Below are 19,065 nucleotides of genomic sequence, written 5' to 3' on the forward strand. Positions count from 1 at the left end.
GAAGTTATTGTGAGTGAGCGTCAACAATGGACAATTAAGCAGGCTCAGTCCCTGTTTGATATGCCTTTTTTTGAATTACTGTTTCAAGCACAGCAAGTACATCGTGAACATTTTGATCCGCAACAGGTACAGGTCAGTACACTTCTTTCAATAAAAACAGGAGCCTGCCCTGAAGATTGTAAATATTGTCCACAGAGCTCGCGTTACAAAACCGGTCTGGAAAAAGAACGCCTGATGGAAGTGGAGAAAGTTATCGAATCTGCCCGTAAAGCTAAAAATGCAGGTTCGACCCGCTTTTGTATGGGTGCTGCATGGAAAAACCCACACGAACGGGATATGCCTTATCTGGAAAAAATGGTTCAGGAAGTTAAGTCATTGGGCATGGAAACCTGCATGACACTGGGAATGCTGAACTCGTCTCAGGCACAGCGTCTGGCAGAAGCAGGTCTGGATTACTACAACCATAATCTGGATACCTCACCGGAATTTTACGGCAATATTATTACTACGCGCAGTTATCAGGACAGGCTGGATACACTGGAAAATGTCAGGGATGCAGGTATTAAAGTGTGCTCTGGCGGCATTGTAGGACTGGGTGAAGAAATTCGTGACCGTGCAGCTCTGTTAGTGCAACTGGCAAACCTGCCCAAACCACCGGAAAGTGTTCCAATTAACATGTTGGTAAAAGTGAAAGGAACACCGCTGGAAAATAATGAAGAAGTCGATCCATTTGATTTTATCCGCACTATCGCTGTAGCTCGTATTATGATGCCGAAATCTCATGTCCGTTTATCTGCGGGGCGTGAGCAGATGAATGAGCAGACACAGGCTATGTGTTTTATGGCAGGCGCTAACTCCATTTTTTATGGCTGCAAATTACTGACTACCCCGAATCCGGGCGAAGACAAAGATTTGCAATTGTTCCGTAGGTTGGGCATTAACCCTCAACAGACAAAAATAGCATTTGGTGACAAACAGCAGCAGCAACACCTGACAGAAGCCATCATTAATAATGCTGACAACGAACAATTCTATAATGCGGCAATATGATGAGCTGGTCAGATTCTCTTTCCCGGCGATTGGCCGAACGTCGGGACACCTCCTTATGGCGCCGCAGACAGGCTCATCAAAGCTCAAATGGGCGGCACCTCTACACCTCTGATGGGCAACAATACCTGAACTTTTCCAGTAATGATTATCTCGGATTAAGCCAGCACCCTGAGGTTATTGCTGCGTGGCAACAAGGCGCTGAACAATATGGTGTCGGTAGTGGTGGTTCAGGGCATGTAACCGGATATACCTCGGCTCACCATGCGTTAGAGCAACAACTGGCGGAGTGGCTTGGTTATTCCCGTGCCTTGCTGTTTATTTCTGGCTATTCGGCTAATCAGGGCGTGATAGCGGCTCTGATGGAAAAAGAGGATCGCATTATTGCTGATCGCCTGAGCCACGCCTCCCTGATGGAGGCGGCTATGCATTCACCGGCTCAGCTTCGACGCTTTTTGCATAATAACCCGATTTCGCTAAAACAGCATTTAGGCAAATCATGTGCAGGTAAAACACTGGTGGTGACAGAAGGTGTTTTTAGTATGGACGGGGACTGCGCACCACTCAGTGAAATTACCCAGACGACACAATCTACAGGTAGCTGGTTGATGGTGGATGATGCCCACGGTATTGGTATTTATGGTGATGAGGGAAGGGGAAGCTGCTGGTTACAGAATGTTAAGCCGGAGATCTTAATCGTTACTTTTGGTAAGGCATTTGGTTTGAGCGGGGCTGCGGTATTGTGTGATGAACAGACCGCAGAATACTTTGTTCAATATTCCCGACACCTGATTTACAGCACTTCTATGCCACCGGCTCAGGCAGTTGCACTTTCCGAGGCCACGCGCCAGATTAGGGCAGGAGATGAATTGCGCCAGCGTCTGCAAAATAATATCCAGTATTTTCGTCGTGAAGCACAAAATTTATCTTTTTCTCTGACGGATTCTGAAACCGCTATTCAGCCTGTGATCATCGGTAATAATGAACGCTGTATTGCCTTATCCGAAACAATGAAACAACAAAACCTATGGGTAAAAGCCATTTTGCCTCCGACAGTTTCACCGGATAGTGCTCGCTTGCGTATTACGTTGACGGCGGATCACACCCAACAGGATATTGATGTATTACTGGAGGCTTTACGTGGATTTGACCGCTAGCTGTATTGTTAAAAACAGTTTTACTAAAACCTGTGTTGATAAACAGGCAGTTGCGGGCGCTTTTGGCAGAGCGGCTTCGCGCTATGATGCCACTGCGAAACTACAGCAACAAACAGGTGAATATCTGATGAAAATGGCACAGCCAGAAGATACCGGTAATTGGGTATTGGATGCTGGCTGTGGAACGGGTTTTTTCAGTGAACACTGGAAACAGAAGGGTAAACAGGTTATCGCACTGGATCTGTCTGCCGGTATGTTAAGTCATGCCAAAGGGTTGCAGGTTGCTGATTATTATCTGCAAGGTGATATTGAAAACCTGGGGCTGGCTGATAACAGTGTCGATGTCTGTTTCAGTAACTTAGCGGTGCAGTGGTGCAATGAACTGCCTCGGGTATTGCAGGAGTTCCATCGCGTAACCCGTCCCGGCGGGCTTATCTTATTTTCCACCTTGGCACAGGGATCGCTCTGGGAGCTGGAAGCAGCATGGAAACAAGTTGATGATTACCGACACATTAACCAGTTTTTGCCTTTACAGGCTATTGCAGATGCATGTCAGTCGTACCGGAGCCAAATCAGGCACCAGCAATACAATCAGCGTTATCCGCAATTGCTGCCTCTATTAAATTCTCTAAAAGGAATTGGAGCCACACACCTTCATCATGGACGTCAGCAGGGGCTGATGACAAGAAAACGCATGAATGCGCTCTCAGAAGCTTATCCCAAAAATAATGGGGATTACCCATTAAGCTATCAAATTGTTTTTGGAGTTATTTATTGTGACAAGTAAATACTTTCTTACCGGAACTGATACTGAAGTGGGTAAAACGGTTGTCAGTTGTGCTTTATTACAGGCGGCTAATGAAAAAGGTTATCAGACTGCGGGTTATAAACCGGTTGCATCAGGCTGTGAACTCACTTCTGAAGGTATACGTAACGGGGATGCTCTGGCGTTATTGCATAACAGCTCCGTACCTCTTACCTATCAGGAGGTTAATCGGTTAGCGTTTATTGAACCTACATCTCCTCACATTGTCAGTGCTGAACTCAATCAGCCTATTGAGTTTTCTGTGATGTCACAAGGCCTGAGTGAATTATCAGCAAAAGCAAACTGGGTACTCATTGAGGGAGCCGGAGGTTGGTATACACCGCTATCTGAGAATAACACTTTTGCTGATTGGGTGATTGAGGAAAAGCTGCCTGTAATATTAGCAGTAGGCGTGAAATTAGGCTGTATTAACCATGCAGCGTTAACAGCAAAAGCGATTCAGGATTCCGGGCTGAAATTAGCAGGCTGGGTTGCGAATGAAATTGAGCCACCCGGCAGGCGTCAGGCTGAATATCTGGCGACATTGAAGAGAATGATGCCGGCTCAATTACTTGGTGTGATCCCCCATATGAGTGGGCTGGAAGTAGAACGCCATGACGTAGGGAAATATATAAACATTGATTTATTGGTTAACTAATTGTTTAAACGATGTTGGTTAAAATCCCAGTAGGGATTAGTGGGGCTGCTGAAATGTTAGTATAGAATCCACTCTATTTCGGCAATTTTCGCACTATTTTTGAACAAAAAATAACGTAAATCGACTCTAAAATAGCATGAAAACACTCTGTTATTGAGAAAATCCATAATAGGGGATAACTCCGCAACTTCCCATAGTTAATAGGATTTGTTGAGTTATCCACTGTTCCTGTGGATAACCTTGTGCATTAGGTTTAGACAAGTGGTCTGACACAAGATAATACGCGGCTTGCGCAAGATTTGCTGTTATTCTCTCCTTTGATTTTTTTCCATTCAAAATTAACTGGTTATATAAAATCAATTCCTTTTACTATCTCTTTGCCATTCCCTGCTTTATCATTTCAATAACGAATACGAAAATAAAAAAGACAAAAAGACTGTCTGGGGATAAAAATAGGCCCACATAATGTTAACTAAAGGTTAATATCACTTAATGTGATATGTTAGTTATGTTATTTCTTTTCAGGTGCAGCTTTTAAGTGGGACGGTAATATTATTTTGTTAACCCACTTGAAGCTGTTTTTTTATCCAGTATTATAAGAACGTTTTGGTTAGCGTATATATCTTGTGTATTTTCGGGCTATGGCTTGGAAATAAATAAGGATAGAGCTGTGCAATGTTATCGGGTGGAAGATGAGTAAAGAAACGAACAAAGTATTCAGGTTGCATTCTGATTTCGAACCTGGCGGTGATCAGCCAGAAGCCATCCGTAAACTACAGGATGGGCTGGAAGATGGTCTTGCCCATCAGACATTATTGGGAGTCACGGGTTCAGGTAAAACGTTTACGATTGCCAATGTCATCGCCAACATGAATCGGCCAACAATGGTTCTGGCTCCTAATAAAACACTGGCAGCTCAGCTCTATAGTGAAATGAAAGAGTTTTTTCCGGAAAACGCTGTAGAGTACTTCGTTTCTTATTATGATTATTATCAACCCGAAGCCTATGTACCCAGCTCTGATACTTTTATCGAAAAAGATGCCTCTGTAAACGAACATATTGAACAGATGCGCCTCTCTGCGACCAAAGCTCTGTTGGAGCGAAGAGATGTGGTTGTTGTGGCTTCTGTTTCCGCTATTTATGGTCTAGGTGACCCTGATAGCTACCTGAAAATGATGCTTCATCTGACAAATGGGATGCTGATCGATCAGCGCTCTATCCTGCGGCGTTTGGCTGAACTGCAATATACGCGCAATGATCAGGCATTCCAGCGGGGAACATTCCGTGTGCGTGGTGAAGTCATTGATATTTTTCCGGCTGAATCTGATGAACATGCCTTACGTGTTGAACTGTTTGACGATGAAGTTGAACGGCTTTCCCTGTTTGATCCACTGACGGGGCAGGTTGAGTATAACGTTCCCCGTTATACGGTTTATCCTAAAACGCACTATGTAACACCTCGTGAACGTATCCTTCAGGCGATAGAAGAGATTAAAGTTGAGTTAGCTGACAGGAGAAAAGTCCTTCTGGCTTCAGATAAGTTATTGGAGGAGCAGCGCATCACTCAGAGAACACAATTTGATCTCGAAATGATGAATGAACTGGGATATTGCTCCGGGATTGAAAACTATTCCCGTTATCTGTCTGGTCGTGCGCCGGGTGAACCCCCTCCGACTTTATTTGACTATCTGCCTGCAGATGGCTTGCTGGTGGTGGATGAATCCCATGTCACCGTTCCACAGCTTGGTGCTATGTATCGGGGAGACCGTTCCCGTAAAGAGACGCTGGTGGAATACGGCTTCCGTCTGCCATCAGCACTGGATAACCGCCCGATGCGTTTTGAAGAGTTCGAGGCGCTGGCACCACAAACCATCTATATATCAGCAACCCCCGGCAATTATGAACTGGAAAAATCCGGTAATGAAGTGGTCGAACAGGTGGTACGCCCAACGGGTCTGATTGATCCTGAAGTTGAAGTCCGCCCGGTAGCAACTCAGGTGGATGATTTGCTGTCTGAAATCCGTATTCGGGCGGTTAAAAATGAACGTGTATTAGTCACCACTCTGACTAAGCGTATGGCTGAGGATTTAACTGAATATCTGGAAGAACACGGGGAGCGGGTGCGCTACCTTCACTCTGATATTGATACCGTCGAGCGGGTCGAAATTATTCGTGATTTGCGTTTGGGTGAATTTGATGTGCTGGTGGGGATCAACTTGCTGCGTGAAGGTCTCGATATGCCGGAAGTCTCTTTGGTAGCCATTTTGGATGCAGATAAAGAGGGCTTCCTGCGTTCAGAGCGATCACTGATTCAGACGATTGGACGTGCTGCGCGTAACTTACATGGTAAAGCCATTTTGTATGGCGACAAAATTACTGCTTCTATGGAAAAAGCCATCAATGAAACAGAACGGCGCCGAGTGAAACAACAGGCATTTAACGAAGAAAACGGTATCGTGCCAAAAGGGTTGAATAAAAAAGTTGGCGATATCCTGCAACTTGGTCAGCCTAGTAATGGCAAAGGAAAAAGCAGAACCAAAAATAGAAGCAAATCTGATTTGGGGATTGATGATTTCCATAAATTATCTGCGAAGGAATTGGAAAACAAAATCCGTGAATTGGAAGAAAAAATGTATCAATATGCGCGGGATCTTGAATTTGAGCAGGCAGCTAATATGCGCGATCAGGTTCAGGCATTGAGAGCACAGTTTATCGCTAATTCCTGAGATTATTATCGGTAGCTGATTAATAGTTAACTAAAATGGAGAGTCAAATAGAACACTCTCCATCAGTGAAACTGCTACAACCAATAACTGTATTATTAGCCCAGTTTTTGCAGTGTATCTTCTATTGCTTGTCGTAATAGTTCACGATCATGGCGATAAGGAACATCCTGTGCCTCTAAGACCTGTTGTGTAACAATTCGGTCATCTAACTGGCTGATATCAGTACGTGGGCCAACAATGATTGCGTTGATCATTTTGCGCCCGATTGTATTCTCTATCATCTCAAGTTTTTCTTTCAATGAAAGATCGGCCGCCGCATGGCTGAGTTCTTTCCCTAAATTACCGATATAAATCATATTGGCATTGCTGCGTCGCAGGGACTGGGTTAAATCTTCCAGTAACAATAATGGCATTAAACTGGTAAAGAAACTGCCCGGGCCTATCAAGATCAAATCAGCCTGTTCAACCGCTTCCAGAGCTTCTTTGGTGGCGCTGACATGGGGATAAAGCATCAACTTTTTGGGAACACAATCCAGCTGGTCGATATTCACCTCTCCATGCACTTCATAGCCCTGAGCATCCACTGCCATTAAGTCAACGGCTTGTTCGGACATAGGGATCAAATGCGCATTTACTTTCAGCAAATTTCTGAGCAGATTAATTGCCTCAAGAGGGCGGACGCTTAAATGATCTAAAGCCTTCAACATTAAGTTGCCCAGATTATGTCCGGCTAATTCGCCACTACCGCCAAACCGGTATTCGAACATAGCTGAAGCAACAGTCGGCTCCGTGATCAGCTGGTTAAGGCAGTTCCGGGTATCACCCCAGGCGATACCGCCTTCTGAGCGCCTTATTCTCCCTGTTGAACCTCCATTATCTGTTGTTGTGACAATACCAGTCAGGCGGGCACCAAGGGAGGAGAGAGATGACATAACGCGCCCAAGTCCGTGACCACCGCCAAGGGCAACCACACGATCCAAATCGGCTAATGTTCGGTTTCGCATAGGGTTCCTGCTACTGAATTAAATGTGCTTGAGTAAATTTTATATAATCTACCATAAAATGTGATGCTTTTAGCAATCACCATGATTTTATGCGATTTTTATCAAGTATTTCAGGATATAAACAGAATGAATAAGTAACAATAGGCTGATGCTGATGGTTTTTTGTAACTCTTTGTATAATAAAATATATATCGAGATTGTCGTTAGCTTTTTTCTAATTTAAGGGGTAGAATCCCACAGCAAGGTTTAGTCACGTATGTCACGATTCATATGATGATTAAATTTGAAATTAACCCCTAGCCTCTGCGTCTAAGTCTTTGTTGTATAAATTTTTTATTAATTGATTCTACCGTAAATTGTTCTATCAAATTAATACCACATCGATATGATGCTTTGGCCGTGGCTCCTGAGTCACCAGGGTGCAAGGCAGAAATGCTTGCATCCCCCATGATTGGAAGGTGTTATAGTGGAACAACTTATCGATACATTTTCCCGCAAGTTTTATTACTTGAGGTTATCGGTTACTGATGTATGCAACTTTCGTTGCACATACTGTTTGCCTAACGGCTACCAGCCTGGCAGCAATCAACTCAACAAATCATTTCTTACTTTGCCGGAGATCCATCGTGTTAGCCGCGCTTTTGCAGAATTAGGTACCGAAAAAATTCGTCTGACTGGTGGCGAACCCACTATGCGCCGTGATTTTTGCGACATAATCGCAGCAGTGCATGAAAACCCGCAGATTAAAAAAATTGCGGTTACGACGAATGGTTACCGGATGGAGCGCGATGTGACCCGCTGGAAGGAAGCGGGGCTTACAGCGATTAATGTAAGTGTGGATAGTCTTGATCCTCGCCAGTTTCACGCTATTACCGGGCAGGATAAATTCTTTCAGATTATGCGTGGCATTGATGCAGCCTTTGAAACAGGTTTTAGCACAGTCAAAGTGAATGCGGTATTAATGAAAAATATCAATGATACCTGCCTGCCAGCGTTCCTTGACTGGATAAAACACCGTCCGATTCAATTGCGTTTTATTGAACTAATGGAAACGGGAGAAGGGAGTGAACACTTCCGGCACCATCATCTTTCCGGTGATGTAATACGTAGCCGCTTACTCCAACAGGGCTGGCAACTGCAACAACGAGAACGTAGTGACGGCCCGGCTCAGGTTTTCAGACATGCGGATTATCAGGGCGAAATTGGTCTGATAATGCCGTATGAGAAGAATTTCTGCCAAAGCTGTAATCGCCTGCGTGTCTCTGCCATTGGTAATCTTCATTTATGCCTGTTTGGTGAACAGGGAATCCCATTGCGTGATTTGCTATCTGATGACGGATCTCTCAACGATTTGAAATTACGCATACAGGGTGGGTTGAGGCATAAGCGTGAAACTCACTTTTTGCATCAGGGAGATAGTGGTATCACCCCTAATCTTTCTTTCATTGGTGGTTAATTTAACGGCTCAATTTATTTTTCAGGAGCGAGAATGTCTCAACTGACTCATATCAATACATCCGGCGAAGCTCATATGGTGGATATTTCTGCCAAAACAGAAACAGTACGCGAGGCCAGAGCTGAAGCCTTTGTCGAAATGCAGGCTGAAACACTGGCTATGATTGTTTCCGGTGATCATCACAAAGGGGATGTTTTTGCAACCGCGCGTATTGCCGGCATTCAGGCAGCAAAACGGACATGGGAACTAATTCCACTGTGTCATCCTTTGTTACTTAGTAAAGTTGAAGTTCAATTAGAAGCACAAACAGAACACAGCCGGGTCAGAATTGAATCCTGCTGCCGTCTGACAGGGAAGACAGGGGTAGAAATGGAGGCGCTGACAGCGGCTTCTGTGGCAGCTTTGACCATTTATGATATGTGTAAAGCAGTACAAAAAGATATGGTTATCGGGCCGGTTCGTTTGCTGGAAAAAAGTGGTGGGAAGTCAGGAAATTTTAAGGTGAAAAAATGATAAAAGTTCTGTTTTTCGCACAGGTACGGGAACTGGTAGGCACAGATTCTCTTGAATTACCGAATGATTATCCAACGGTGGCGCACCTTCGCAGGTCGCTACTTGAAAAAGGTGAACGTTGGGCGCTGGCATTGGAGGATGGGAAATTGCTGGCAGCCGTGAACCAAGCGTTTGTTCACGCGGAACACCCACTGAATGACGGTGATGAAGTGGCATTTTTCCCGCCGGTCACCGGAGGCTAACGATGGAAAAGACACGAATCAGTATCCAGCAAGCGGTGTTTAATGTCGGTGAGGAATACCAATGGCTGGCACAATCTGATGAAGATGGCGCGATTGTGACTTTCACGGGTAAAGTTCGTAATCACAATTTAGGTGATAATGTTCAGGCGCTGACTCTGGAACATTATCCGGGCATGACAGAAAACATGCTGCATAAAATTGTTGATGAAGCCCGCCAACGTTGGCCCTTACAGCGGATCAATATTATTCATCGTATTGGAAAACTACATCCGGGGGATGAAATTGTATTTGTTGGCGTAACGGGGGCACATCGCAGTACAGCGTTTGCTGCTGCCGAATTTCTGATGGATTATTTAAAAACGCAGGCCCCTTTCTGGAAAAAAGAATCCCTTAACACTGGGGAACGCTGGGTAGAAGCAAGAAAAAGCGATCAGGAAGCGGCAGAACGCTGGTTTACGTAGTGAGATAAGATCATAAAAAACATATTGATGAGGCCTTTTGCGAGTTATCTCTAAAAGCGGGTAGATAAATCATATATCACTAAAATTGTGATTAATTGGCAGATGGTTTTGTTCATGTTCTATGCTAATGTATAGCATTTGAAACAGATTGTTTTTTGTTAAACAGTCTTAATCCTTCAACATTGTCATAAAAGGTACTCGTCATGGACCGATATCAACGTTCCAACGGTTCGATTGTCCAGCAAGCTGGCTCAGGTATACAAACTTATATGGCACAGGTCTATGGCTGGATGACCTGTGGTCTGTTGTTAACTGCATTTGTTGCATGGTATGTAGCAAATACACCAGAAATCTTATATGCCATCTTCAGTAACTCCATCGTTTTTTATGGTTTGATCATTGCACAACTAGCATTGGTGTTTGTGCTGTCTGGTTTGGTACATAAAATGAGTGGTGCCGTAGCTACCGGGCTATTTATGCTCTATTCCATGCTGACCGGGCTGACGATATCCAGCATTTTTGTAGTTTATACCAGCGGCTCCATTGCCAGCACCTTTGTCATCTCGGCGGCGATGTTTGGTGCGTTGAGCGTTTATGGTTACACCACCAAGCGTAGCCTGAGTGGTATGGGCAGCTTCCTGTTTATGGGGTTGATTGGTATCGTTCTGGCTTCTTTGGTCAATATCTGGCTGAAAAGCCCGGCTCTGATGTGGGCAATCACCTATATTGGTGTACTGGTTTTTGCCGGCCTGACTGCCTACGACACTCAGAAACTGAAAGAAATGGGTGCTGAGCTGGATGTTAATGATAAAGAGAATATGCGCAGATACTCTATCACTGGCGCATTAACCCTGTATCTGGACTTCATTAACCTGTTCCTGATGCTGCTGCGCATTCTGGGCGACCGTCGCTAATTGCTGAAAATTCCTTCACTGTTCTGATGTGTGACAGGCCCTGTTTAGCAGGGCCTTTTTGCTAAAATTTCCTTTTTATCGGAGTGTTATTTGTGAATCAAAGTAGTGCTGCCACTATTCGTATTTCAGCAAAAGCTATCATTTTCCACAAAGAGCAGATCTTACTCGTCAGATATAAATCAGATTCAGATGAATGGTATACCTTGCCAGGTGGAGGGCAACTGTTTGGAGAAACCTTGACTCAAACCTTAATTAGAGAGTGCCTTGAAGAGACTGCATATAAGATTGAACCGTCACGGCTGGTATTTGTTAGAGAATATATAGGCAGTAATCATGAATTTGCTGAGTTTGATAAAGAAGTCCATCAAACTGAATTGATTTTTCTTGCCTCGCTTGCCGATAAAAATCCCGAAATTCATAATCGAGATATCGATGCAGACAGGGATCAAATAGGTGCTCAATGGGTCAATTTGAAGGATGTTATAAACTTGCCTTTATTTCCTGCGGTCCTACGTTCCTTGATTGTAGAAAAGCGTTTTTCTGCTGATTTTCCTATCTATTTAGGGGATGTGAATTAAGGCTGATAAAAAGGTTGGATGAACATATAATCACAAAATAGTCACGGTAGTATTACCAACAATAAAATTAATTGACTTATTCATATGCCTTATACCTCACTACAGCCTTAATCTCAACCGATTAAGCAGTTATGGAAGTACATGCCTGAGCAGGTACGAAACAATATTTATTTCCGAATATAAAAAACATTCCGTGAAATCCTTCATCATTTTTTATGCCATTTTATCCGGAAAATACAGGGGGTGGCTATCCAGCTGATAGATAATTTTTAGACTTTAATTTCTATATTTTAAAGTTAATTTAGTATATCAGATAATTAATGATTATTATTCAATGATCTGCAAGATGGATTTTAAGTTTTTCTTGATGGTTATCATTTCTCGGTACGATATCGAAAGTGCCATTATTACCGAATTGATCATAGATTTTTATATACATGTCGTACCAAGTATCCTGTGATTTACCAATTGAATCGAATCCCATAAAAATGACGGTAAAACAAAGAGCATTAGCTATTTGTCTAATTTCTATATCTATAGGATGTGTAATATTTAAATCAAACCATTTAGTATTTCCTACGGATACCGTTGTATACTCGCCTAATGACCAGAGAAAATGGGAATAGTAACGAGAATACCCAGTATCCAGATGATAAAGTTGATGAACAGAATCGAGCATACCACCAAAGTTTTCTAATTTTATGATATTCCGTTTTCCATATTTATCTTTTTGTTTAAGCGATACGTATGTATTGAATTGGTTCCAGAAGAAAGTATCATCCCATTCAGAGTGAGTTGTGATAAGGACTTCATTACTTTCTAAATCAGATAGGTGGTAATATATTTCATTGAGTGATGTTAATTGAATAAATGCATCTTTTTTTTCCTGATGAGCAGTAGTATATTCATATCTAGGTGTTTTCACTAAAACAGCTATTTTTTTAACTTGATTTATAGCTGATGGTGAGCAATATACATAAAAAATCACACTATTCTCTGATTTTTTATCTGGTTTTAGAACAATATAAGATGAACTTCCTGGTATTGCTGTAAATTCATTTGGGTCATCGGTATATGACCATGTAAAAGGATCATTTCCTGCTGCTTTATAAGTTATTTTTTCTTCAGTATGATGATCAATAAGATAAATATGTTTTAACAGTAAGCTGCTTGGGATTAAAATAGTTTTACCATAAATATCAGTTGGCTGAATCTTTATTGTTACAGATATCATATTTCTTTTATTAGCAAAAATACTGGCTGTATTACTTTTGTTTATATGGTTTATTCTTATGTTAATATCGTTTACTCCATGCCAGTGAAAATTTTTAATATTGCCCATAAATATCTCCTTTAATTTATTCTTTTAAATACTGTATTTTGTTCTTATACAGAATGATTATTTTTTCTGGAACAGATTTCAGTAATAAGTGTAAGTTATATTTATATTTTTCAATGTGATGTTTTTTATTATAAATAAAAATATGTAGATATGGGATATACCTTAATTATTATAAAAGCCTATATGGTTAAATATTGCGAAGAAAAATACGAAACCTATCAGTACTAAGTATAGGCGAAAAATTACATGTATCAACCCATAGTATGAACAATAACATCACGCAATTTTGCTCCGGAATAACCGATAAGCAATTCCACTTGTTGTCACAATAATCACCAGTAAAGGCCATAGACTGTGCCAGATCACCGAAAAATTAGCGCCTTTCAAATAAATCTGTTTAGTGATGTCAGTAAAGTGCCGGATCGGGTTTATCCATGTTATATCCTGTAACCAGATGGGCATGTTTTCAACGGGAGAGATATATCCAGAAAGAAGGATGGCAGGCATCATAAATACAAAAACGCCGATAAAGGCCTGTTGTTGTGTCGAACAAATAGCGGAGATGAGTAAGCCAAACCCGACCAGCGATAGCCCGTAAATCAGGATACAGCCGTAAAACAGAAGTAGTGAGCCTGAAAAAGGAATTTGGTAACACAATGTTCCAATCAGCAAAACGATACTTGCCTGCACTGTTGCTACCACTAACGCCGGAATAGCTTTACCAATGAAAATTTGCCATGTGGTAAGAGGGGAAACGAGCAATTGATCCAATGTTCCCTGTTCTCGCTCACGGGCAACGGAAAGAGCGGTAACGATCAGGACGCCAATGGTTGTTATCATGGCAACCAGAGACGGAACCACGAACCATTTATAATCCAGATTGGTGTTATACCAGTTGCGAATAATTAGTTCGCTGTTATTTATCCCCGGCATATTGCCCTGTAACTCTTTCTGATAGTTCATCACAATCTGTTGAAGATAGTTGGCAGCAATTTGCGCGCTGTTTGAGTTACGTCCATCAAGCAGAACCTGAATGGAAGTAGGGGAATGGCTGGCAATATTAGCACTGAAATTTTGTGGAAAACGAACTAATAGCAAGGCATCACGATTATCCAGTGTCGGTCGAATCTCCTGAGAGCTGTTCAGCATAATCAGATCAGGAAAGGCTTTAGATTTCGCCAACCGTTGGGTCAGTTCGATGGATACCTGCCCTTTATCTTCGTCATAAATTGCGATAGTGGCATTTTTAACTTCCAGAGTTGCAGCCCACGGAAACAGTATCATCTGAAAAATAACGGGCAGGATCAGCGTTGCCCGTGTCTGAGGATCTCGCAGGAGAGACTGTAATTCTTTCATGACGAGTGTATATAGGCGATGAAACATGTTCTTTCCTTTTTAATCCAGATGTCGGCGGGTTTTCCATGCAGTCAGGCCAATAAACACGATAGCGCTGGCAATTAAAAACAGCAAATTTGTGATTAAAACGGTACCGATATTACCCGCCAAAAAGAGAGTCTGTAAGCTACTGACAAAATAACGGGCAGGAACAATATAAGTAGAGAGCTGAATTAACAACGGCATACTATTTATTTCAAATACAAAGCCGGACAGCATAATGGCTGGCAAAAAAGCAGCATTAAGGGAAATCATTGCCGCATTAAATTGGTTACGGGTCACTGTCGAGATTAATAACCCCATCCCTAAAGCAGTAGCGAGATACAGGCTGGAAATCAAAGCCAGTATCCAGAGCGAACCATGATAAGGAATACCCATAATAAAGACGGCAAAAACCATGCAAAGTACCATGACGAAAGAGCCGAGAACCTGATAGGGCAGTAATTTGGAAAGCAATAATTCGGTTCGGGTAACCTGAGTGGATAAAAGAGCCTCCATCGTACCCCGTTCCCATTCGCGAGCGACAACTAGAGAAGTCAGGATTGCTCCAACGACTGTTATGATAATTGAAATCGCACCGGGAATAAGAAAATGCTGGCTGATTGCAGCCGGATTAAACCAGTAACGGATTTGCATATCAATGAGTGGGATTGTTGAGGTTCCCTGATTTTGCCCTCGTTGCTGTAACCAGATTTGCCAAACCCCTTTAGCATAACCCTGTACAAAATTGGCTGTATTAGGTTCACTGCCATCTGTGATCACCTGAATTGGAGCATGATCACTAACCCGGGCAAGCTGTGCATCAAAATTGACCGGGATAACAATAATGCCGCGAATTTCACCGGCCTGTATTTTATTGATCAAAAGTTGGCGGTTATTGCTGATCGTGGCATCAATATAAGGTGACCCGGTGAATGCATGAACCAGTTCCTGTGCATCTTTGCTTTGTTGCTCCATCAAGATACCGAGGCGAAGTTTACTGGAATCAAGATTAATCCCGTAACCGAAAATAAACAGCAGCATAAGTGGAATCACGACAGCAATTAAGGTACTGCTGGGATCACGTATAATCTGCTTACTTTCTTTAATACAAAGTGCTTTTAGTCGCCGCCATGAAAAACTGACTGCTTTTTGAGTCTTGGGGGGTTGTTCAGCATGATTTTCTTCATTACGACTCATTGCGGCTCCTTATCGTAATTCACCACGAGGTCGATAAAAACATCTTCCATTGAAGGGTTAGGGCGCTCTGTCGTTGATACCCGTCGCTTCAATTCGTCAGGTGTACCTGCTGCAATTAATTTTCCGCGAAAAACTAAACCGATACGGTCACAATACTCTGCTTCATCCATGAAATGTGTCGTGACCATCACGGTAACACCTTTATCCACCATCCCATTGATGTGTAACCAGAATTCACGACGTGTCAGTGGATCAACACCTGATGTCGGTTCATCCAGAAACAGAATATCGGGTTCATGCATCAGAGCGCAGGCAAGGGCCAACCGTTGTTTAAAACCGAGTGGCAGGCTGTCGGTTGTTTGCTGCAAAATGGATTTCAGGCTAAAAGCACTGATCATTTCTGCCATTTTTTTCTTTTGATGGCGACCACTCAGACCATAAACGCCGGAAAAGAATTTCAGGTTTTGCTCTACGGTTAAATCACCATAGAGTGAAAATTTTTGTGCCATATAACCGAGGTGTTGACGAGCCTGACCTGAATCGGTTTTTAAATCCATATTCAATACCAGTGCATTGCCATGTGTCGGAAGCATCAATCCACACATCATTTTGAATGTCGTCGATTTTCCTGCTCCATTGGGCCCCAGCAAGCCAAAAATTTCACCTCGTTTTACCTGAAAGTTCACATGATCTGTAGCAGTAAAGTCGCCGAATTTTTTTGTCAGATCACGCGCTTCTATTACGGTTTCTGTCGGATTTGGCGGGATCTGCGGCATGATTTCTGCCAGCTCTGAACGGCGGGAAGGGATGCCACCCAGTAAATCGATAAAAGCATCTTCAAAGCGTGGTTCCGCATCAAAAAGTTTGATATCAGGCAGTCCTATTTGCTGACCTAGTTCAGTACTGTCAGCGCCGGCTCTTAAAATAAGACGAAGGTATCTGCCCTGAATCACGCCATCGGTGACTTGTGGCAACGTGAGTGCCTGTTGCAGAATTTTCCGGCGGGAGTCTGGTTTGATATCAAGCAGAAAAGAGCGTCCGGCGATACCCTGAGTCAGTTTTTGCGGCTGACCGCGATAAAGCAATTCACCCTGATTCAGCAATAAAACATCAGGGCAAAGTTCGGCTTCATCTAAATAAGAGGTGCTCCATAAAATCAGCATGCCATCAGAGGCAAGCTCATGCACCATTTGCCATAATTCCCGTCGGGCAATGGGATCTACACCCACGCCGGGTTCATCCAGCAAGAGCACTTTGGGGCTGCCGACCAATGTACAGGCCAGACCTAGTTTCTGTTTCATCCCGCCGGAGAGCTTACCTGCCAGTCGGTCAGTAAAGCGGGTTAAATCAGTAAAAGTCAGTAGCTTCCGGAAAGTGGATTGTCGCTCTTTTTCGGTTACACTACGCAGATCTGCATATAAATCGAGGTTTTCCTGTACGGTTAAGTCTTCATACAGGCCAAATTTTTGGGGCATATAGCCCAGTTTAGAACGAACTTCGACACTGTCTTTAATGGGATCAAGCCCCATTATTTCAATAGTGCCGTGATTTGGCTTCAGTAACCCGGCCAACATTCGTATCAGTGTGGTTTTTCCCGCTCCATCCGGGCCGACAAGCCCAGTAACAGATCCCCCGAACAACTCAGCATTTAATTGGGATACCGCCGGAATTTCTAACCCCGGAAAAGTTTTCTCCACACCGTTCAGTTTTATTGTATAGGCTGAACTGGTCATATTGTTGCCTTACTTGTCTGAGTCAGTAAAACGCAACGTAACGGGCATTCCTTGCTTTAGCTCTTTATCCGGATCATTGACAATAATACGCAGGCGATAAACTAAATCTGTCCTTAAGTCGGGAGTTTCAACATTTTTCGGGGTAAATTCTGCGGTCGGGGAAACAAAACCAATTTTGCCGTGGTAAGGCTGATTTTTTCGGCCATCGGTATAAATCAGAATATTTCGTCCTGCTGTTGCCTGATTGAGATTCGGCTCATCAATGTATGCTCTTATCCAGACAGGATTAGTCAGTGATAGCGTAAAGACCGTATTGCCGGCGGCCAGAATTGTGCCCGGCTCAATGGCTCTGGTAAGGATAATTCCGTCGGAAGGGGAAAGAAGATGAGTATCCTGCAAATTGAGTTCAGCCTGAGCGACTGCCGCCTCAGTCTGAGCGAACTGGGCTTTGGCTGAAGCAATATCTTCTTTACGATTCCCAGCCTCAAACTGACGTAATTTATCTTTGGCTGCCTGATAAGCGGCCAACGCCTGATGTTGCCCGGTTTTCGCATTTTCCAGATCGTTGGCTGAAATCATTTTGCGTTGCCATAATTCCTGCTGTCGCTTCAGAAAACTATCAGCAAAGCGGAATGCGGATTCTTTTTGGGCAACTTCAGCCCGCACTTGTGCAATTTCTTCTAAGCGATAACCTGCTTCTGCTTTTATAAGATTTGCCTTAGCGGCATCGCGGTTGGCTTTGGCCTGATTCAGGGCATTAATAAAGGGAGAATTATCGAGCTGGCTAAGAAGCTGGCCTGCGGTGATGGTATCTCCTTCATCCACTTGCAGGGTTTCCAGCTTGCCATTGACCCGGAACCCAAGGTTGACTGTTCTGATATCAACATTGCCATACAGGGTTAACTCTTTGTCATTTCGTTCCTGATAATAGTAAATACCAATGACAGCAGTAATAATGATGATCGCTAATAGGACAAGAGCAAACTTTTTAGTGTTCATACTACTATCCCTTATACGTTATTAAATTTTCGAATCGTCCTGCGGGTGGTTATTTTTTCCTCAGTCCATTAAGTAATATATTAATATGTTGAGTTAAGACCTGATTAATTAACTCATATTCTCGGGTACCAATATTATCCCAGCCGGTCTGACGTAATAGGGCTTCCCGTGCCAACCGGAAGGAGAGGATTTCCCCTAATAAGGCATGTGTGTGGATTTGGGTGGAAACGTGACCTTCATCAGCACCGATATAATGGGCAATGAGTTTATTCAGGCGGGAATAAATCGGAGCAAGTCCCTGTTCATGAATAACGCTATAAGCTTCTGTAGGCGTCAATTGTTCATGCGACATAATACGGCTGAGATTAAGGCTGCTTTTATCGAAAATGAGATGGTTATAGCTAATCAGCCCCTGATGAATAAATGCCAGTATCTGTTCTTGCGGATAAGGTTGAGGCATTGTGATAAAAAATTGGTCAATAGATGCAATCAGCAGGGAAAACTCTGCTTTTAATCTGTCGGCAATATGTTGTGCGACAGCAAGATATAGCCCTTCTTTAGAGCCAAAATAATAAGCAATGGCGGCGATATTTTGTTTTGCGTGTTGGGCAATATTACGGGTAGTTGCGCCTTCCAGACCTGATTTACCAAAAATCTCTAATGCAGATTCAAGAAGTTGTTGCTTAGCTTGTTCGCCTCGTGACGTCTGAGCCGTTTTCGCTGCCATGTTGGAAAATATCCTGTGATAAGAGCCATTAAAATGGTCATAAATATATCAATCGTATGATTAACTTTAAAACTAAAGCATCCTGATGTAAAGATGACATAAATTTACCTATGCTGCATGCTGTTTGAA

The 19,065-nt window shown here is 43.0% G+C and carries 18 protein-coding genes and 1 riboswitch; of the genes, 11 read left to right on the forward strand and 7 right to left on the reverse strand.

Features of this window, described 5'->3' with window-relative positions:
- Nucleotides 1-9: 9 nt before the first annotated feature.
- From bioB to uvrB, 5 genes are all read left to right on the forward strand, one after another.
- Complete coding sequence (gene bioB / locus AACS92_RS18330; protein ID WP_099109133.1) at nt 10-1,050, forward strand: biotin synthase BioB; 1,041 nt, start codon at nt 10-12, stop codon at nt 1,048-1,050.
- Nucleotides 1,050-2,204, forward strand: coding sequence for an 8-amino-7-oxononanoate synthase (gene bioF, locus AACS92_RS18335; RefSeq protein WP_099109190.1), 1,155 nt, complete (start codon nt 1,050-1,052; stop codon nt 2,202-2,204). The genes bioB and bioF overlap by 1 nt, the downstream gene beginning before the upstream one ends.
- Nucleotides 2,188-2,991, forward strand: a complete 804-nt coding sequence (bioC, locus tag AACS92_RS18340; protein ID WP_241537904.1) for a malonyl-ACP O-methyltransferase BioC — start codon at nt 2,188-2,190, stop codon at nt 2,989-2,991. Before bioF ends, bioC begins: the two co-directional genes overlap by 17 nt.
- Nucleotides 2,981-3,667, forward strand: a complete 687-nt coding sequence (gene bioD / locus AACS92_RS18345) for a dethiobiotin synthase (RefSeq protein ID WP_099109135.1) — start codon at nt 2,981-2,983, stop codon at nt 3,665-3,667. The genes bioC and bioD overlap by 11 nt, the downstream gene beginning before the upstream one ends.
- 692 nt (nt 3,668-4,359) lie before the next feature.
- Nucleotides 4,360-6,393 (forward strand): excinuclease ABC subunit UvrB, encoded by a 2,034-nt coding sequence (gene uvrB, locus AACS92_RS18350; RefSeq protein WP_099109136.1) that lies wholly within the window; start codon nt 4,360-4,362, stop codon nt 6,391-6,393.
- Between the two features lie 95 nt (nt 6,394-6,488).
- On the opposite strand, the gene yvcK is transcribed toward uvrB, so the two are convergent.
- Nucleotides 6,489-7,397 carry a uridine diphosphate-N-acetylglucosamine-binding protein YvcK gene (gene yvcK / locus AACS92_RS18355; protein ID WP_099109137.1) on the reverse strand — a complete coding sequence of 303 codons (909 nt, stop codon included), beginning with the start codon at nt 7,395-7,397 and terminating at the stop codon, nt 6,489-6,491.
- Nucleotides 7,398-7,678: 281 nt separating this feature from the next.
- Nucleotides 7,679-7,874, forward strand: a riboswitch (molybdenum cofactor riboswitch).
- On the opposite strand from yvcK, the gene moaA reads away from it, so the two are divergent.
- The 6 genes from moaA to AACS92_RS18385 all read left to right on the forward strand — a co-directional run bounded on the left by moaA (nt 7,861) and on the right by AACS92_RS18385 (nt 11,561).
- On the forward strand, nt 7,861-8,853 hold the full coding sequence (gene moaA / locus AACS92_RS18360) for a GTP 3',8-cyclase MoaA (protein WP_193756889.1): 993 nt from the start codon (nt 7,861-7,863) through the stop codon (nt 8,851-8,853). It overlaps the preceding riboswitch by 14 nt.
- A 33-nt stretch (nt 8,854-8,886) precedes the next feature.
- Entirely contained in the window at nt 8,887-9,366 is a 480-nt protein-coding gene (gene moaC / locus AACS92_RS18365; RefSeq protein WP_099109139.1) for a cyclic pyranopterin monophosphate synthase MoaC, read from the forward strand.
- Entirely contained in the window at nt 9,363-9,608 is a 246-nt protein-coding gene (gene moaD, locus AACS92_RS18370) for a molybdopterin synthase sulfur carrier subunit (RefSeq protein ID WP_099109140.1), read from the forward strand. The genes moaC and moaD overlap by 4 nt, the downstream gene beginning before the upstream one ends.
- Before the next feature lie 2 nt (nt 9,609-9,610).
- Nucleotides 9,611-10,069, forward strand: a complete 459-nt coding sequence (moaE, locus tag AACS92_RS18375) for a molybdopterin synthase catalytic subunit MoaE (protein WP_099109141.1) — start codon at nt 9,611-9,613, stop codon at nt 10,067-10,069.
- Nucleotides 10,070-10,272: 203 nt separating this feature from the next.
- Nucleotides 10,273-10,983: a Bax inhibitor-1/YccA family protein gene (locus AACS92_RS18380; protein ID WP_099109142.1), complete on the forward strand. Its 711-nt coding sequence runs from the start codon at nt 10,273-10,275 to the stop codon at nt 10,981-10,983.
- Between the two features lie 92 nt (nt 10,984-11,075).
- Nucleotides 11,076-11,561, forward strand: a complete 486-nt coding sequence (locus AACS92_RS18385; RefSeq protein ID WP_099109143.1) for an NUDIX domain-containing protein — start codon at nt 11,076-11,078, stop codon at nt 11,559-11,561.
- Between the two features lie 331 nt (nt 11,562-11,892).
- Here the strand turns inward: AACS92_RS18385 and AACS92_RS18390 are convergent, their stop codons facing one another.
- From AACS92_RS18390 to cecR, 6 genes are all read right to left on the reverse strand, one after another.
- Nucleotides 11,893-12,903, reverse strand: a complete 1,011-nt coding sequence (locus AACS92_RS18390; protein ID WP_099109144.1) for a hypothetical protein — start codon at nt 12,901-12,903, stop codon at nt 11,893-11,895.
- A 276-nt stretch (nt 12,904-13,179) separates the two neighbouring features.
- The gene (locus AACS92_RS18395; protein ID WP_099109145.1) at nt 13,180-14,286 is read right to left on the reverse strand and encodes an ABC transporter permease; all 1,107 of its coding nucleotides are present in this window, start codon (nt 14,284-14,286) and stop codon (nt 13,180-13,182) included.
- 12 nt (nt 14,287-14,298) lie between these two features.
- On the reverse strand, nt 14,299-15,477 hold the full coding sequence (locus AACS92_RS18400) for an ABC transporter permease (RefSeq protein WP_099109146.1): 1,179 nt from the start codon (nt 15,475-15,477) through the stop codon (nt 14,299-14,301).
- Nucleotides 15,474-17,210, reverse strand: coding sequence for an ATP-binding cassette domain-containing protein (locus AACS92_RS18405; RefSeq protein ID WP_099109147.1), 1,737 nt, complete (start codon nt 17,208-17,210; stop codon nt 15,474-15,476). Before AACS92_RS18405 ends, AACS92_RS18400 begins: the two co-directional genes overlap by 4 nt.
- Nucleotides 17,211-17,219: 9 nt before the next feature.
- Nucleotides 17,220-18,209, reverse strand: coding sequence for a secretion protein HlyD (hlyD, locus tag AACS92_RS18410; protein ID WP_099109148.1), 990 nt, complete (start codon nt 18,207-18,209; stop codon nt 17,220-17,222).
- A gap of 49 nt (nt 18,210-18,258) precedes the next feature.
- Nucleotides 18,259-18,936, reverse strand: coding sequence for a transcriptional regulator CecR (gene cecR / locus AACS92_RS18415; RefSeq protein WP_099109149.1), 678 nt, complete (start codon nt 18,934-18,936; stop codon nt 18,259-18,261).
- Between the last annotated feature and the right edge of the window lie 129 nt (nt 18,937-19,065).

The organism is Xenorhabdus sp. KJ12.1 (assembly GCF_963876495.1).
Classification (GTDB): Bacteria; Pseudomonadota; Gammaproteobacteria; order Enterobacterales; family Enterobacteriaceae; genus Xenorhabdus; species Xenorhabdus stockiae.

Bases quoted from the DNA above. Each gene is read 5' to 3' on its own strand.
- bioF (WP_099109190.1), top strand. From the start codon at position 1,050: ATGAGCTGGTCAGATTCTCTTTCCCGGCGATTGGCCGAACGTCGGGAC.
- uvrB (WP_099109136.1), top strand. From the start codon at position 4,360: ATGAGTAAAGAAACGAACAAAGTATTCAGGTTGCATTCTGATTTCGAA.
- yvcK (WP_099109137.1), bottom strand. From the start codon at position 7,397: ATGCGAAACCGAACATTAGCCGATTTGGATCGTGTGGTTGCCCTTGGC.
- moaC (WP_099109139.1), top strand. From the start codon at position 8,887: ATGTCTCAACTGACTCATATCAATACATCCGGCGAAGCTCATATGGTG.
- moaD (WP_099109140.1), top strand. From the start codon at position 9,363: ATGATAAAAGTTCTGTTTTTCGCACAGGTACGGGAACTGGTAGGCACA.
- moaE (WP_099109141.1), top strand. From the start codon at position 9,611: ATGGAAAAGACACGAATCAGTATCCAGCAAGCGGTGTTTAATGTCGGT.
- AACS92_RS18380 (WP_099109142.1), top strand. From the start codon at position 10,273: ATGGACCGATATCAACGTTCCAACGGTTCGATTGTCCAGCAAGCTGGC.
- AACS92_RS18390 (WP_099109144.1), bottom strand. From the start codon at position 12,903: ATGGGCAATATTAAAAATTTTCACTGGCATGGAGTAAACGATATTAAC.
- AACS92_RS18395 (WP_099109145.1), bottom strand. From the start codon at position 14,286: ATGTTTCATCGCCTATATACACTCGTCATGAAAGAATTACAGTCTCTC.
- AACS92_RS18400 (WP_099109146.1), bottom strand. From the start codon at position 15,477: ATGAGTCGTAATGAAGAAAATCATGCTGAACAACCCCCCAAGACTCAA.
- AACS92_RS18405 (WP_099109147.1), bottom strand. From the start codon at position 17,210: ATGACCAGTTCAGCCTATACAATAAAACTGAACGGTGTGGAGAAAACT.
- hlyD (WP_099109148.1), bottom strand. From the start codon at position 18,209: ATGAACACTAAAAAGTTTGCTCTTGTCCTATTAGCGATCATCATTATT.
- cecR (WP_099109149.1), bottom strand. From the start codon at position 18,936: ATGGCAGCGAAAACGGCTCAGACGTCACGAGGCGAACAAGCTAAGCAA.